This is a genomic window from Aurantimicrobium minutum, assembly GCF_029893825.1.
GTDB classification, from domain to species: Bacteria; Actinomycetota; Actinomycetes; order Actinomycetales; family Microbacteriaceae; genus Aurantimicrobium; species Aurantimicrobium minutum_C.
On record NZ_JARXXV010000001.1, the window covers coordinates 777283 to 792840 of the forward strand.

The 15558-nt window shown below is 54.1% G+C and carries 17 protein-coding genes; 6 read left to right on the forward strand and 11 right to left on the reverse strand.

Going from position 1 to position 15558, the window contains the following annotated elements; genetic code table 11:
- Positions 1-114: 114 nt before the first annotated feature.
- From M2120_RS03675 to ychF, 3 genes are all read right to left on the reverse strand, one after another.
- Positions 115-792, reverse strand: a complete 678-nt coding sequence (locus tag M2120_RS03675) for an SOS response-associated peptidase (RefSeq protein WP_280797364.1) — start codon at positions 790-792, stop codon at positions 115-117.
- Between the two features lie 54 nt (positions 793-846).
- Positions 847-1623: a hypothetical protein gene (locus M2120_RS03680; protein WP_280797365.1), complete on the reverse strand. Its 777-nt coding sequence runs from the start codon at positions 1621-1623 to the stop codon at positions 847-849.
- 85 nt (positions 1624-1708) lie between these two features.
- Positions 1709-2782, reverse strand: a complete 1074-nt coding sequence (ychF, locus tag M2120_RS03685; protein ID WP_280797366.1) for a redox-regulated ATPase YchF — start codon at positions 2780-2782, stop codon at positions 1709-1711.
- Between the two features lie 72 nt (positions 2783-2854).
- On the opposite strand from ychF, the gene M2120_RS03690 reads away from it, so the two are divergent.
- The gene (locus tag M2120_RS03690; protein WP_280797367.1) at positions 2855-3067 is read left to right on the forward strand and encodes an antitoxin MazE-like protein; all 213 of its coding nucleotides are present in this window, start codon (positions 2855-2857) and stop codon (positions 3065-3067) included.
- Positions 3064-3396, forward strand: coding sequence for a type II toxin-antitoxin system PemK/MazF family toxin (locus M2120_RS03695; RefSeq protein WP_280797368.1), 333 nt, complete (start codon positions 3064-3066; stop codon positions 3394-3396). Before M2120_RS03690 ends, M2120_RS03695 begins: the two co-directional genes overlap by 4 nt.
- Here M2120_RS03695 and M2120_RS03700 read toward each other — a convergent pair whose 3' ends face one another.
- The 3 genes from M2120_RS03700 to M2120_RS03710 are packed head-to-tail and all read right to left on the reverse strand — an operon-like array spanning position 3397 to position 5709.
- A complete protein-coding gene (locus tag M2120_RS03700) occupies positions 3397-3615 on the reverse strand; it encodes a DUF6186 family protein (protein WP_280797369.1) in 219 nt (72 codons plus the stop codon). It abuts the gene before it with no gap.
- The gene (locus M2120_RS03705; RefSeq protein ID WP_280797370.1) at positions 3612-4205 is read right to left on the reverse strand and encodes a hypothetical protein; all 594 of its coding nucleotides are present in this window, start codon (positions 4203-4205) and stop codon (positions 3612-3614) included. The genes M2120_RS03700 and M2120_RS03705 overlap by 4 nt, the downstream gene beginning before the upstream one ends.
- 7 nt (positions 4206-4212) lie before the next feature.
- The gene (locus M2120_RS03710; RefSeq protein ID WP_280797371.1) at positions 4213-5709 is read right to left on the reverse strand and encodes a CoA-acylating methylmalonate-semialdehyde dehydrogenase; all 1497 of its coding nucleotides are present in this window, start codon (positions 5707-5709) and stop codon (positions 4213-4215) included.
- A gap of 79 nt (positions 5710-5788) precedes the next feature.
- Between M2120_RS03710 and rmuC the strand changes: the two genes are divergently transcribed.
- The gene (gene rmuC / locus M2120_RS03715; protein WP_280797372.1) at positions 5789-7021 is read left to right on the forward strand and encodes a DNA recombination protein RmuC; all 1233 of its coding nucleotides are present in this window, start codon (positions 5789-5791) and stop codon (positions 7019-7021) included.
- Here the strand turns inward: rmuC and M2120_RS03720 are convergent.
- Complete coding sequence (locus tag M2120_RS03720; RefSeq protein WP_280797373.1) at positions 7018-8211, reverse strand: MFS transporter; 1194 nt, start codon at positions 8209-8211, stop codon at positions 7018-7020. The two genes, rmuC and M2120_RS03720, sit on opposite strands and share 4 nt — an antisense overlap.
- 72 nt (positions 8212-8283) lie before the next feature.
- Here M2120_RS03720 and M2120_RS03725 point away from each other — a divergent pair, with 72 nt between their 5' ends.
- A complete protein-coding gene (locus M2120_RS03725; RefSeq protein ID WP_280797374.1) occupies positions 8284-9519 on the forward strand; it encodes an MFS transporter in 1236 nt (411 codons plus the stop codon).
- On the opposite strand, the gene glpX is transcribed toward M2120_RS03725, so the two are convergent.
- Positions 9516-10454, reverse strand: coding sequence for a class II fructose-bisphosphatase (gene glpX / locus M2120_RS03730; RefSeq protein WP_280798154.1), 939 nt, complete (start codon positions 10452-10454; stop codon positions 9516-9518). The two genes, M2120_RS03725 and glpX, sit on opposite strands and share 4 nt — an antisense overlap.
- A 211-nt stretch (positions 10455-10665) precedes the next feature.
- On the opposite strand from glpX, the gene fbaA reads away from it, so the two are divergent.
- Positions 10666-11691, forward strand: a complete 1026-nt coding sequence (fbaA, locus tag M2120_RS03735; RefSeq protein WP_280797375.1) for a class II fructose-bisphosphate aldolase — start codon at positions 10666-10668, stop codon at positions 11689-11691.
- Between the two features lie 10 nt (positions 11692-11701).
- Positions 11702-12226: a DUF6264 family protein gene (locus tag M2120_RS03740; RefSeq protein ID WP_280797376.1), complete on the forward strand. Its 525-nt coding sequence runs from the start codon at positions 11702-11704 to the stop codon at positions 12224-12226.
- 65 nt (positions 12227-12291) lie between these two features.
- Here the strand turns inward: M2120_RS03740 and M2120_RS03745 are convergent, their stop codons facing one another.
- From M2120_RS03745 to M2120_RS03755, 3 genes are all read right to left on the reverse strand, one after another.
- The gene (locus M2120_RS03745; RefSeq protein ID WP_280797377.1) at positions 12292-13530 is read right to left on the reverse strand and encodes a sugar ABC transporter permease; all 1239 of its coding nucleotides are present in this window, start codon (positions 13528-13530) and stop codon (positions 12292-12294) included.
- Positions 13530-14279 (reverse strand): ATP-binding cassette domain-containing protein, encoded by a 750-nt coding sequence (locus M2120_RS03750; RefSeq protein WP_280797378.1) that lies wholly within the window; start codon positions 14277-14279, stop codon positions 13530-13532. Before M2120_RS03750 ends, M2120_RS03745 begins: the two co-directional genes overlap by 1 nt.
- Positions 14280-14441: 162 nt before the next feature.
- A complete protein-coding gene (locus M2120_RS03755) occupies positions 14442-15500 on the reverse strand; it encodes a substrate-binding domain-containing protein (RefSeq protein WP_280797379.1) in 1059 nt (352 codons plus the stop codon).
- Positions 15501-15558: the final 58 nt, after the last annotated feature.

The following is a 15558-nucleotide window of genomic DNA, read 5'->3' on the forward strand; positions in this document are numbered from 1 at the left end:
AACTGGTGCTGTGTATAAACTCAGCGCTTAAATTTACCCGTTTTTAGACCCCAGGTCTAACCTGTAAGTTCCCCGAAACCCTGCTGAAAACATGATTTCACCAGCACTTTTGCTTTACCGAGGAAGGATGAGCTCTGGCCCATTCCCGCGAATTGGATTAACGGGATGTTCCTGCAGTGCAGAGGCAACCGGAATAGCCGCTGCAACAGCAGCATCTACTAGCTCTTGAGTGCCCACCACAGTGGGATCCAACCACTGTTCCCACATGCCTTCAGGCAAGGGAACAGGGTTGCGATCGTGGATATAAGCAAGAGGTTCAACGGTGGCCATGGTCAAGATGGTGGCGGTGAGCATCCAGGGATCCTCTGGTTGTGCTCGCCACCACGAATACAACCCAGCAAAGGCAATGAGCTTGTCGTCATGAATATAGTGAGGGACTTTGACTCCGTCCTCAACAACCCATTCGTAGTAGCCCGAGGCAGGAACTAAACATCTCTTCGACTTCACCGCATCGCGCCACGACGCTTTGCTGGCTGCGTCCTCGCTGCGTGCATTGAAGGTGGAGAACTTGGGCGGCTCTCCCTTCACCCATGAAGGAATCAAGGACCAGCGTGCGCTTTCTAAGCGGCGCTGGATGGTGCCATTCTCATCCTGGGAGTCCACCACGATAGGAACCTGATTGGTGGGTCGAATGTTCCAGCTAGGAGCTGGAAGGTTCTCCCCCACCAATTCGACGTTGAAGACGTCTTCCAGCACTTCAGTGGGTTCCGCTAGAGCATAGCCTCCACACATGCTGGTCTCCTCCACAGTCTGGCCCGCGCTTTCAGCGCTGCAACCAGCTTAGATTCAGTCCTTCAGAGTAGATGAACGGCGTGTGTTGTGACGAGCAATCAATCCCGCTCCAAGACCGAGAAATACAGTGCCGAGTGAACCCCACAAGAGCGTCACTTCAAGGAGGTCCGATCCAGTGTTTGCAAGTTGTGCCGCAGGTGTTGCCGAGGGTGTTGCCGAAACAGAAGGCGTAGGACTAGGGGTGTTTTGCGGCGCAGGAGCTTCGACATACGTGGTGAAATTGATGCCCGTTGGAGCGTAACTATTCCATGCTGCAGACCCTTGCTTGTAGATAAATGCTCGCCCCGGCACTGAAGTAACCGTGGCCATACTGGCCTGTGCAGACGAGCTACACGAGGGGAAATCTAAGACAAAGGCATATCCAGTTCCACTTTGTACAGTTGCTGGGGACGTGAACGTAACGGAGAGCGTTCCACCCGAGGCAACAGAAGCCAATGCAGCGGGTGAAATAATTTGCACAGCTAGTGCCGACCCCGTTGGACGACCTGAACTGGTTGCATAAATGGAAACCTGCAGGTTATCTGACGTGTAAATCCATAACAATGGAATATCGATCGACGTCAGTGACCCCGTGATTCCAGCCGTAAAGGTTGTCCCTGCAGCGTCATTGATGCTCATAGGCCCCATAAAGGAACAGAGTGGTCCGCCACTGCCGCCGGTTGTCAGCGATTGGGTCTGATCTACTTGAGGTGTGGCATAGGCAGCTACTGGAGCACACAGACTAAGTACCACCGCCACAATCACGGTAAGACTTCTCACAAAATTTGGCACAACAACTCCTTCAGGTTTATCCCCTGAAGGAGGCTAATTCAGTCGTTACATGCAGATGAGAACTTCATACATGTGTGAATTGCGATTAGACGTTGAAGCGGAACTCGACTACGTCGCCATCTTGCATGACGTAGTCCTTACCTTCCATGCGGGCCTTGCCCTTGGCACGTGCTTCGGCAACAGAACCGGTTTCCACCAAGTCTTCGAAGGAAATGATTTCTGCCTTGATAAAGCCACGTTCAAAGTCGGTGTGGATCACACCAGCAGCCTGGGGAGCCTTCCAGCCCTTACCAATAGTCCAGGCGCGTGCTTCTTTAGGGCCTGCAGTGAGGTAGGTCTGAAGACCCAGTGTGTCAAAACCAATACGAGCAAGCTGGTCGAGACCGGACTCTTCCTGACCGGTTGAGGCCAGCAACTCGGCAGCATCTGCAGCATCGAGGTCGATGAGCTCTGATTCGAGCTTGGCGTCCAGCAGAACAGCCTTTGCAGGTGCAACCAGATCTTCGAGCTCCTTGCGCTTCGCGTCATCGCCGAGCACGTCTTCATCCACGTTGAACACATAGATAAAGGGCTTCGCGGTGAGGAGCCCCAGTTCCTTGATGGGGGTCAAGTCCAAAGAGGTAGAGGACAGAGGCTTGCCGTCGTTGAGCACCTTCTGTGCTTCCAGAGCAGTTTCCAGAGCAACAGGCTCAGCCTTCTTGCCCTTGACTTCCTTCTCAATACGAGGAATAGCCCTCTCCAGAGTCTGGAGGTCAGCCAAGATCAGCTCAGTGTTGATGGTGTCCATGTCAGAGGCAGGGTTGACCTTGCCATCAACGTGAACAACGTCAGGGTCGGAAAAGCCACGCACTACCTGTGCAATGGCGTCTGCTTCACGAATGTTGGCCAAGAACTTGTTCCCCAGGCCTTCACCTTCAGAAGCACCCTTCACAATGCCGGCAATGTCGACGAACGACACTGCTGCAGGCAGCAGGCGTTCGGAGCCGAAAATGCCGGCGAGAACACCCAGGCGCTCATCGGGGAGGTTGACCACTCCCACGTTGGGCTCAATCGTGGCGAACGGATAGTTCGCTGCGAGAACGGTGCTCTTGGTCAGAGCGTTGAACAGGGTTGACTTGCCGACATTGGGCAGTCCCACGATTGCGATAGTTAGAGCCACAAGGGTTAATCGTACCGGTCAGATTATCCACACTCTTGCCAATATCAAGTGTTACATGTAACAATTTCAGGTATGTCTAGTCGCATGAGAGTTGCACAACACCGCAAGCAGATGAAAGAGGAGGGCTACCGCCTTCTTCAAATCTGGGTACCCGACCGCACAAATGAAAAATATCTTGCTGACATGAAACGCGAATATGCCAGCATCAACAAAGCAGACGAGCAGGACGACATCATGGAATGGCTCGATAACGTTTCTGGTTGGATTTGGGAAGAATCTGAATGAGGCGTGGCGAAATATGGACAGTTGCTGGAGGAACCTTTTCCAGCAAACCTCGCCCTGGAATCATCATTCAAGATGATGCAGCATATGGATCGACAAGCGTGACGATCATTCCCCTCACTTCCATGCCGAGTGAGCTACAACGCGTTCGAGTGGCTATCCAACTTGAAGCGCCAGACGGCACAGCAATCGAAAGCTTTGCTCAAGTTGACAAAATCACAACCGTTAAAGCACAAGCAGTAAGCAAAAGAATTGGTGCGTTAACTCTTCCCGAAATGCGAGCAGTTGAACGATCACTTCTCGGCCACTTGGGGATCGGTTCGCTTCGTTAGCTATAGGTTGAGCTGCACAGTGTCTGCAAAAGCAAAGTGCCAACCAAACCACCACCACGCAGCAATCACGGCTACCCGGGTGGTTCTGGACTTCATTACGTGATCAAGCATGTCCCCTATGGGAACAACGATGTCGGGTTTCCGCTGCGCAAAGATTTCAACACAGATAGCCGCGAGGGCGATCAGGGCATAGCCGGCTGCAACAAGATTCCAGATCATGACTTTCTCCAGAAACGTAGAAGCCCATAACCTGCTGCAATCCACAGCCCCACAAAGACGAGACGTCCCCAGTGGTTTTCCACGAACGGGTCTAGGAGTACTGAAATAGTCGGGAAGTTTTCATTTCCATTAGGCATCGTGACGCTGAGAATAAATGCCGTAGCTTCCCACAAACACAATAGAACAGCAGCCATTGACCAGAACCACATCGAGCGGAGCATCGCTTTGCGCGGACGCTGGACTCGTTCCAGAGCAGGCTCCCACGCCACGATCAGCACTGTGACACCAATTGCGATGAAGAGGGCTAGATCAATCCAGCTATGACGTGGCGCGAGAACTAGAACTGCGCCCAATACGCCCGTAATACCAATGGTGATGACCTTAGGCGCAACTATCGGCCCCTTGAGAATAACAATCTTGCCGCCCGTGAGACGGTCTACCACCAGCATTGCTGCGAGGACGAAGAAAAGGATGCCGTCGACATATGCACCCCACCAGGTTTGGAAGCTGGCCATGATGGTGAGCACAACTATCCACAGGATAGAGCTCAGCGACCACCGAGGTCCGGAAACTTCGGTGGTCACTGGCATGGAATATCTAGTTCTGGGGAAAGCCCAGGTTGATGCCACCGTGGCTGGGGTCAAGCCAGCGGCTAGTGATGGCCTTGCCACGAGTGAAGAAGTGCACGCCTTCAGCACCGTGAGCCTTGGTGTCACCGAACAGTGAGTTCTTCCAACCCCCGAAGGAGTAATAGGCAACAGGCACAGGGATGGGCACGTTGATACCGATCATGCCGACCTCGATTTCGTTCTGGAAACGACGAGCAGCACCACCATCGTTGGTGAAGATCGCGGTTCCGTTACCGAATGCACCGTTGTTGATCAGTTCAACACCTTCGTCGTAGCTCTTCACGCGAACGATGGAGAGCACAGGGCCGAAGATTTCCTCGGTGTAGACCTTGGAGGTGGTGGGTACGTTGTCGATCAGGGTGGGGCCAAGCCAGAAACCGTTCTCGGCACCATCGAAGGTGTCGTTACGACCATCGTGAACAACGGTTGCACCATCAGCGATAGCAATATCGATGTAGCTTGCAACCTTGTCACGGTGAACCTGGGTAACCAATGGACCCATGTCGCAGTTGCGACGGCCGTCACCGGTGGTGAGCTTACCCATGCGCTCCACGATCTTCTCAATCAGTGGGTCAGCAACAGGCTCAACAGCAACAACAACGGAGATCGCCATGCAGCGCTCACCGGCAGAACCGAAGCCCGCGTTGATGGCAGAGTCAGCAACGAGGTCGAGGTCTGCATCTGGCAGAACCAGCATGTGGTTCTTTGCGCCACCGAGAGCCTGAACACGCTTACCGTTCTTTGCTGCGGTTTCGTAGATGTACTGCGCAATTGGAGTAGATCCTACGAAGGAGATGGCCTGAACATCAGGGTGTTCAAGCAGACCGTCAACGGCTTCCTTGTCACCGTTGAGAACATTAAAGACTCCGTCAGGAAGACCAGCTTCTTTCAGAAGCTGGGCAATCCACAGTGCAGCACTGGGGTCCTTCTCTGAAGGCTTGAGAACAACAGTATTACCTGCAGCAATTGCAACAGGGAAAAACCACATGGGAACCATTGCGGGAAAGTTGAAGGGAGAGATGACGCCCACAACACCCAGAGGCTGGCGGGTTGAGTAAACATCAACACCGGTGGAGGCGTTCTCAGAGTATTCACCCTTGAGCATCTGGTTCAAGCCACAGGCAAACTCAACAACTTCCTGGCCACGAGTGATTTCACCCATGGCGTCAGAAAGTACCTTGCCGTGCTCGGAGGTGATGATTTCAGCCAGTTCACCCTTGCGCTCGTTGAGCAGCTCGCGGAACTTGAAAATGATCTGCTGACGCTTTGCCAAAGAGGCATCACGCCATGCAGGGAAAGCAGCCTTTGCCGAAGCAATCGCGGCAGTAATTTCGGCCTGGTTAGCTAACGCAACTTCTTTGGTGATTTCACCAAGAGCTGGGTCATAAACAGGTGCGGTACGACCGGACGTGGAGGGGCACTCTGCCCCATCAATCCAGTGAGAAACAACGGGGAGTTGCGACATAAATATCAGTTCCTTCTGTGCTCCCCTACTCTAGCCGTGGCAACCCCTGATTGTCAGTACCTGCTGACACACTGGAAGCATGGACTCCACTCTGTTTCTTATTCTTGGGCTTATTGCGGGAATTATTGCCGGAATCGCTATTGGCTGGGCGTTGCGCGCCCGTAAGTCACTTCCTTCTGATGCAGGTGATCTTGCCGTTCGTGTAGCTACCGCAGAAGCGCGTGCTGCCGGTAAAGACGAGCAGATTCAGACTCTTGAACGCATGCTCTCAGAATTGCGCGATGCTCAAGAACGCAAGCAAGCAGACGAAGCAGAACGCGCCAAGGAACAACACAAGGTTCTTGAAGCTCTTGCTCCGGTGAAGGAAACTCTGCAGGCCATGCAGACCAAGGTCAATGACTTGGAGAACCAGCGCCAGGAACAGTACGGCCAAATTGCTCAGCAACTGACCGAGTCCCGTCAGTTTGGTGAAGAACTTCGTGCAACTACCCAGTCTTTGGCTTCAGCACTGAGCTCAAACAGTGTTCGTGGAACCTGGGGTGAAGCACAGCTTCGCCGCCTTGTTGAAGTGGCAGGTCTCACCGCTCACGTTGACTTTGATACCCAAACCACCATGACGACTGATGGTGGAACCATCCGCCCTGACATGGTGATCAACCTGCCCGGTGGAAAAACCATCGTGATTGACGCCAAGGTTCCTTTCAACTCCTACCTCGAGGCAAGCCAGATTCCTGTCACCGCGACCGGTGAAGAAGCAGCACGCCGTGATGCACTCATGAAAGCACACGTCAAGGCAGTTCGTTCTCACGTAGACGCACTGAGCTCCAAGAGCTACTGGAGTGGTTTCGACTTCAGCCCAGAATTCGTCCTGGCATTCATTCCCAGTGAATCGTTATTGGCATCAGCCCTCGAAGCAGACCCCACCCTGCTGGACTACGCCTTTGGTAAGCGCGTAGCACTCGCATCTCCGGTCAACCTCTGGGCAGTTCTGAAGACCGTCTCCTACACCTGGCAGCAGCAGGTCGTAACGGATGAAGCAAAGAAACTCTTTGATCTGGGTATTGAGCTTTACTCGCGTCTGAGCACAATGACCAAGCACACCGAAGACTTACGTAAGGCAATTGAGAACACGGTAAAGCACTACAACGGCTTCATTTCTTCACTGGAGACACGTGTGCTCTCTACCGCACGTAAGTTCCCCGGTATAGACCCCACCAAGATCTTGGCCGAAGGGATTGAGGTGCATGAAGCACCCAAGCCGTTGACTGCTGGTGAACTTGTTGATCCCGATCAAGCTGAACTAGAGAACTAGAAGGTCGAAACCTTTGCGGTAAACGATTCCGGATGCTCTTCCGAAACAGATTTACTGACCACCGCAGCCAGTATTAGCAGAATTGCTGGAACTGCAAAGGTCAGTAACAGTCCACCAATGTTCGAGAGTGCGCCAAGTGATGGACCGACACTGAGGTTTGCTGCGTAGCAAACAAGCCAGAAAAAGGTCATTCTTGTGTTCACTCTTCCTGGGTCATCTCCGAGAGCGGCAACGCACATGGCGACGCCGATGGAGTTACCCAACCCCCACAACAAAGCACCAGCGAGTGAAAGTTCAAAGACACTGCTTGTGGCAAAGACCACGATTCCAAGAGTTGCGATCAGCGACGAATAGAGAATGACTCGTCGACGACCAATTGCATCTGCAATAGGTCCACCCACGAAACGCATCAGGACGAATCCCAGCCCAAAGAGCGTGTAACCCCATGCCGCGAGCGCGGCTGAATATCCTTGCTGTACCAATGCAATAGGTAGCCACACCATGCCGGTGCTCTCCGAGAAGATAAAAGCTGCACCGATGAGCGCGATTTGCCTGGTTCGAGGTTCGGCAATGACTTCTTTCATTGACACTTTGACCACGTGATCTGGGTCATCGACATTACGAGCGAGTTTTCCGTTGTCCTTGGCAATAAAGCTCGAGGCCACTACGGAGATACCCAAAACGATCAGTCCTACAGCAACAAAATCTGCAGTAAGCGTCACGCCAGCTGAAATTGCCATACCAACAAGTGCTGCGCCAATAAGCACCCCGAGGCTGTAACCGCCGTGAAGGAGAGGGACCCGGTTCTTTGCAGACAACCGGTTAATGTTTGAGGCTTCCAAGTTGTTATCGAAGTCAGCAAGACCAAGCGGGATGCCCAGCAGGAAGGTGATGACGAAAGAAAGCGGCGCTATTTCCCAGAACATATTGAGTCCCAGGAATGCCATGCCCAATCCCAACAAGCTGAAGCTCAAGATTGAAACGAAGCGTGAACCAAATTTCCCCACCAAGTGTTCAGCAGCTAGAACTCCAATGATGGAACCCATCATCAGCGTTGCTGCATACCAACCCATAGTTGGGAGGTCGAAGGATAATGAGTCCTGAATTGCAGGTCCTTGAGTGGACCAGGTTGCAACGAGTAATCCACGCGTGAGGAATAGCGTGAATACAGCCCAAAACCAGGTTCTCATTGACATCACTATGTGAGCCTAGCGAGTATGTGAAGGACTTTTCGTTGAGAGTTTAACTGCCATGATGGAAACGTGAGTTCCCCATCTGCCAACGCGCCTAGGGCTCTTTTTGCCGGACGCGTTTTGGCATTCACAGGCATCGTTCTGGTTGCCTTCAGCATGCGTGCTGCTGTTGCTGCACTCTCTCCCCTGATTCCGCAGGTCAACCAAACCTACGAACTCAACACCACAGCAATTGGACTACTCGGTTCTATCGCTCCCCTGAGCTTTGCCTTTGGTGGCATCGTGACACCACGCATTGAAAAGCGCATCGGGCTTGAGCGCACGCTCATCGTTGCCGTGTTGTTCATGATTGTTGGACACCTCATTCGCGCGGCATCAGTGAACTGGCAAACTCTTTCACTTGGCACCCTGCTTGCGCTTGTGGGCATGGGCTTTGCCAATGTGGCTATGCCACCAACTGTGCGCAAGTACTTCCCCGACAAGGTCAGCACCATGACCGCCATCTACATGTCGGTGCTCTCGGTCAGCGCATTCCTTCCCGCTCTCATTGCTGTTCCTGTCGCAGATGCTGTGACCTGGCGTGGTTCGCTCCTGCAGTGGGCAATCTTCCCTTTGATTGCTTTGGTTCCGTGGGTTCTTGAGTTCCGATCTCACCGTAAAGACACCCACTTCACAGCTCCAGAAGCAGCACCTCAGGTCAAGCGAGTTCACGCCTGGCGCTCCCCCACTGCCTGGGCAGTGGGCATTGTGCTGGCTGTGAGCTCCGTTACTGGCTATGCCATGTATGCATGGATGCCACTGATCCTGATCGATATTGCAGGTGCAACCCCAGCAGAAGCAGGTGCCATCCTGGCACTGTTTGCAGGCGTGGGATTGCCCTTAGCTTTTGTCACCCCTGGCGTGGCCAAGCGCATGGGTAAGCATGCCCACTGGCTGGTCACCATCTCCAGCCTGTTTTATCTCGTCGGCTACCTGGGCTTCTTGCTCTCACCACAGCAAGGAACCTGGTTATGGGCAGCAATTCTAGGAACCGGATGCCTCGAGTTCCCGCTTGCCATGGTGCTGGTGAACCTGCGCACCGAAAACGTGCGCAGCTCTATGGCCCTCAGTGGCTTCGCTCAGATTGTTGCGTATCTCAGCGCTGCAGCAGTTGTCCCCATGATGGGGCTTATCTTTAGTGCAACAAGTAACTGGACGGACGTCCTCATTGCACTTTTAGTGCTCTCCGTTGCTGCAAACGTTCCTGCAGCGTTGATTCTGCGTCGCAACAAAACCGTTGACGCAGAACTACTTGCGAAGAATTAAACCTCGAGCCAACGGTCAGCGCGGTAGTCGGTCTGAACACGACGGATGGTTCCAGACTTACCGCGCAGAATGATGCTGTCGGTGCGAATGATGGGTCCCTTGCGGCGAACACCCTCTACCAGACCACCGTCTGTTACACCGGTTGCCACGAAGAAAGTGTTGTCACTGGTGACCAACGAGTCCTGGTCATAGACGAAGTCGAACTTGAGACCAGCGTCCAGACCCTTCTGCTTTTCTTCATCTGTCTTGGGAGCAAGCATGGTCTGGATCTGGCCGCCGAGTGCCTTAATGGCACATGCAGTCACAACGCCCTCGGGGCTTCCACCAATACCAACACACATGTCGATGCGTGATTCGTAGCGGGCGGCGTTGATACCACCAGCAACGTCACCGTCGAGGAGGAGACGTGTTCCAGCTCCGGCGTCACGGATTTCTTGGATCAGGCCTTCGTGACGTGGACGGTCAAGAACAGCAACGCGGATCTCTCCAACGGGCTTGCCCATTGCCTTGGCCAGGGCGCGGATGTTCTCACCGATGGGCTTGCGAATATCAACAACACCAATACCGGCTTCGCCGGTAACGATCTTGTTCATGTAGAAGACCGAGGAGGCATCCAGCATGGTGCCGCGGTCAGAGACGGCAATGACGGAGACCGCATTCTGACGGCCCGCAGCAGTCAGGCTGGTGCCGTCGATGGGGTCTACGGCAATGTCGCAGGCAGGGCCACGACCGGTTCCCACCTTTTCTCCGTTGAATAGCATGGGGGCTTCATCTTTTTCGCCCTCACCGATGACAACGACACCTTCGAAGTTCACGGTGGAAAGGAAGGCACGCATGGCGTCGACCGCAGCCTTGTCGGCTGCGTTCTTGTCGCCATGGCCGATGAAGGGCACTGCACGAATAGCTGCAGCTTCGGTGGCGCGCACCAGCTCCATACCTAGGTTGCGATCAGGGTGAAGGTTCAGGATTCCGGTGTTTGTCGTAGTCACATCTCCACCCTAGGCGTCGACGCGCGTCGCTTCCCAGACGACGGGCGTGTTACTGATGTATTCGTTTCGTTCTTACCCGAATCACGACTTGTGACAGCTGGTTAGACTAGGAGGTGCGCTTTCCCTCTTATATTCGCGCCACAATCAAGGAGATGACATGCCCGTCGCAACCCCGGAACAGTATGCAGAGATGCTCGACAAGGCAAAGGCCAAGGGCTTTGCATACCCCGCGTTCAACGTTTCGAGCTCACAGACGCTCAACGCTGTTCTCCAGGGTCTAACCGAAGCTGGTTCTGACGGCATCATCCAGGTCACCACCGGTGGTGCTGACTACTTTGCTGGTCACACCGTTAAGGCACGTGCAACCGGTGCTCTCGCTTTCGCAAAGTTTGCACACGAAGTAGCGAAGAGCTACCCCATCACCGTGGCACTTCACACCGACCACTGCCCCAAGAACGCACTCGATGACTTCGTTCTTCCTCTGATCGCAGCAAGCGAAGAAGAGGTCAAGGCTGGCCGTAACCCTATCTTCCAGTCACACATGTGGGACGGTTCTGCTGTTCCTCTGGCTGAGAACCTCGAGATTGCTCAGATGATGCTCGAGAAGACCAAGAACATCAACGCCATCCTTGAGGTTGAGATCGGTGTTGTTGGTGGCGAGGAAGACGGCGTCTCTCACGACATCAACGACAGCCTCTACACCACCATTGAAGACGGCATCAAGACCGTTGAAGCACTGGGTCTGGGCGAAAACGGTCGCTACATGGCCGCTATGACTTTCGGAAACGTTCACGGTGTCTACAAGCCCGGAAACGTAAAGCTTCGCCCCGAACTCCTCAAGGAAATCCAGGAAGGTGTTGCTGCCAAGTTCGGCACCGGCGCTAAGCCTTTCGACCTCGTATTCCACGGTGGTTCTGGTTCTACTGACGCTGAAATCGCAGAAGCTGTTGCCAACGGTGTCATCAAGATGAACGTTGACACCGACACCCAGTACGCCTTCACCCGCTCTGTTGCAGACACCATGTTCCGCAACTACGACGGTGTGCTCAAGGTTGATGGCGAAATGGGCAACAAGAAGATCTATGACCCTCGCGCATGGGGCAAGCTCGCTGAGACTGCCATGGCAGCACGTGTTGTGCAGTCGACCCAGCAGCTCGGTTCTGCTGGCCACTCGGGCAAGTAAGACACTCTGTATGGCTGAGTCACCTGAGAACACCCCTGCTCCCGTGAAGGAAGAGAAGGCTTCTCAGGTGACCCCGCCAGTGAAAAAACAAGACGACTCGAAGCAGGCTCCGACTCCTCTGACTCCTGAGCAGAAGAAGGAGCGGAGCCTTGCTCTCGATCGCATGATCACTTGGGGCTTGATTTTTGTCGCCGTGTATTCGGTGTTCTCTGGACTTGGCGATTACATCAACCCTCGAGCAGTGATGAATCAGCTCTTTGATGAGCTCAATACTCTCAACCCTGCTTTCAAGCTCGACACCTTCACGAACGTGGCATTCGCCGTGAAGATGGGCTGGGTTGCCGTGACCATGCAGGCTGTTGTCTTGGCCATGGTGGTGTGGATCTCACGCCAACGCATGAAAGCTAAGAAGTTCTCGTGGTGGATTCCTGTAGTTGGAGCACTGATCTCTAACGCACTGTCCACCGCGTGTATTTTTGTGATTCTGTTTGCAGACCCAAGCTTCCAAGAATCCATCACCGCGTTGATGAAATAACAAATAAGTTCACGACGAAGGCCCCGGCACTATGCCGGGGCCTTCGTGTTGTTCTATCCGTGAAACTACATTCGAACGAGTGAACCACCCGAGCGCTTACGAGAAAGAGCATCGATGGTTGCAGCTGCGATCAGAACGCCACCGGTAACCAGGAAGTTGATACCTGCTGGCAGACCGATCAGACCCAGACCGTTGTCGATGATGGCGATAACCAGTGCACCGATAGCTGCGTGGATGAGCTTTCCACGACCACCAAAGAGGCTCACGCCACCCACAACTGCGGCGGCAACACCGGAGAGCACAATGGAGCGTCCTGCGGATGCTTCCACCGAACCGAGGCGGCTGACGTGGAGGAGACCGGAAACCACAGCGAGTGTGGAACAGATCACGAATGCGGAGATGCGGATCGAGGCAACCTTGATACCGGAACGGCGGGCAGCTTCAGGGTTACCACCAACTGCGTAGAGGTGACGACCGAAACGGGTGCGGTCCAGTACGAAGGTTCCGATGAAGATGATGGCAATCACCACGGGGATGACGATGGGAACACCGCTAATGGGAAGAATCGAAACGCTTCTGTTCTCGTTCAGCACGGCAACCAGGATTGAGGAAAGACCACCAATCACAATCACCTTGGCAATCATGAGCGAGATGGGGCGAGAGGTGAGTCCTGCCTTGCTGCGGCGAGCGCGGTCCCACAGGGAAAGTCCCAAGGTAACAAGCACCATCACAACAACCATCAGCCAACCACCCCAGTCAGGCATGTTGGAGTTCATCAGCGCGAGGATCTCAGGGATGTCAACGCGGTAAAGACCACCGTCGCCGAGCATGATCAGCTGGAGACCCTGGAAGCCCAGGAATAGACCCAGTGTGACCACGAAGGAGGGAACACCAATCTTCGCCACGAAGAAACCAATGAAGGAACCAACGAGCAGACCAACACAGAGTGCACCGAGAACGGCAATAGGCCAAGGGAGTCCCATCTTCTGGTTCAAGATGATGAACAGACCCATACCTACACCGGCGGTCACACCAGCAGAGAGGTCGATTTCTGCAAGCAACAGAACAAACACCAGAGCACAGGCAAGAACGGTGAGTTCAGCTGCCTGGACGAAGAGGTTTGCCACGTTGAGCTTGGTGAGGAAGTAGGGGCTCAGGCCCGTGAAGAGCACGGCCAATGCAAGCAGTGCAACGACAGCGGGCAGTGCGCCCATGTCACCGTTCTTGATGCGCTGGAAGTAGCCAACGATCTGGTCTTTGAGGGTTCCCTCTTGACCGGAAGCAATCAGTTGTGGTGCAGACATTAGTTGACCTCTTCCAAGCTCTTGGTTCCAGTGATGTAACCAACGACGTCATCGCGGTTGGTTTCACTGGTCTTCAGGGATGCAACCATGCGACCGAGGTAGAGGACTGCGATGTCATCGCAGACCTGGAATACGTCAGCCAGGTTGTGGCTAATGATGATGACAGCGATACCGCTGTCTGCAAGGCGGCGAACCAGGTTGAGTACCTGCTCGGTCTGGGCAACACCCAGTGCAGCGGTGGGCTCATCGAGGATGACCATCTTGGCATTACGTAGAACGGAGCGACCAATCGCTACAGTCTGGCGCTGACCACCGGAGAGTGAGGACACCTTCTGACGTACAGACTTCACGGTGCGAACCGAGAGGGACTGCAGTGCCTTGGTGGCAGCGAATTCCATCTCGGCTTCGTTGAGGGTTCCCATGGTGGTCTCTTCGCGACCGAGGAACATGTTCTGCACGATGTCGAGGTTGTCGCACAATGCGAGGTCTTGGTACACAACTTCGATACCAAGAGCGCTGGACTGGCGTGGGGAGGTGAGGTGAACGTCTTCGCCTTCGAACTTCACTGTTCCCTCATCGAAAGGCTGAACGCCCGAGAGTCCCTTGATCAGTGTTGACTTACCTGCACCGTTGTCACCAACGAGTGCGGTCACGCGACCTGCATATGCCTTGAAGTCGATGCCTTTGAGAACCTCTACAGGTCCAAAGCTCTTCTTCACGCTTGCAAGTTCAATGAGTGGCACATCCATGCCCATCTCCCTTGATTCTGGCTAACCCATTTTTAGTTAGCGATTTATAAAAAACTTGTGGCCTCAGGCGAGGAATGTCACTCGCGCGGGCGGTGGTGCTGATGTAAATGACTTGGCGCCGATCGAGGGTACGACCGGCGCCAAGCCTGACTTACAAGGTTGTTACTTTACGCCGTACTTTGCACAAGCGTCCTTGAGAGCTGCGGTGCAGATCTCGGATGCCTTCGCGTCACCAGCGGTTACAACGTCGATGACCTTTTCAGGACCGACCTTGATGGGGGTTACTGCAATGAAGGGGGTTCCATCTGCAAGCTTCTTGTCTGCAGTTGGGTTCTCGCCCTTGAGGATTGCAATGATGGTGTCTGCAGCTGCGGTTGCTTCAAGCGCTACTGGCTTGTAAACGGTGCAGGTCTGCTTTCCGAGGAGTACGTTCTGCAGACCAGCTACAGATGCGTCCTGACCAGAAACAGGAACGGTCTTGCCGTTCTTGTCGAGGATGTTGATAACTGCAGCAGCGTTGGTGTCGTTTGCTACCCAAACAGCGTCAACGTTTCCACCGAGAGCGGTGTATGCCTGCTCGAATGCGGTTCCAGCCTTAGCGCCGTCCCAGGTACCAGGGGTTTCCTGAGCAGGCTTGATGCCAGCAGCCGACATTGCTGCAACAGCACCGTCGTAGAACATCTTTGCGTTACCGTCAGCGGGGTCTCCACCTACGTAAACAACAGAAGCAGTTGCGGGGTCCTTGCCAGCAGCCTTGAGGCCGTCAACGATGCACTCACCTTCGAGCTGACCAACGTACTCGTTGTCGAACGATACGTAGTAGTTAGCACCCTCGAGTGGGCGGTCGTAAGCGATAACTGGGATACCCGCCTTGGAAGCCTTAGCAGCTACCTGTACACCTGCACCGTTAAGGTCGTCGAGAACCATAACGCCACAACCCTTGCTCATCATCTGGTCAGCAATGGTTGCGTACTTTGCGGTGTCACCCTGTGCGTTCTGGATGTCAGCTTCGAAACCAGCAGCGGTCAGAGCCTTCTCCAGCTGGGGGCGGTCCTGCGACTCGTAACGAGGCGAAGACTCGGTGTCAGGAAGAATTACACATGCGCGCTTACCTGCAGCGTTGGTGTCGCTGCCAGGAGTGCCGTTGCTGGCACAGCCTGAAAGGGTAAGTGCTGCTACTGCGGTAAGTGCAGCAATTGAGATCAATGAAGACTTCTTCATTTCTCCCCCTTCATAAATAAAAAAGGATCCCGAGCGAGCTCGGGGGTGGTACGTCGGT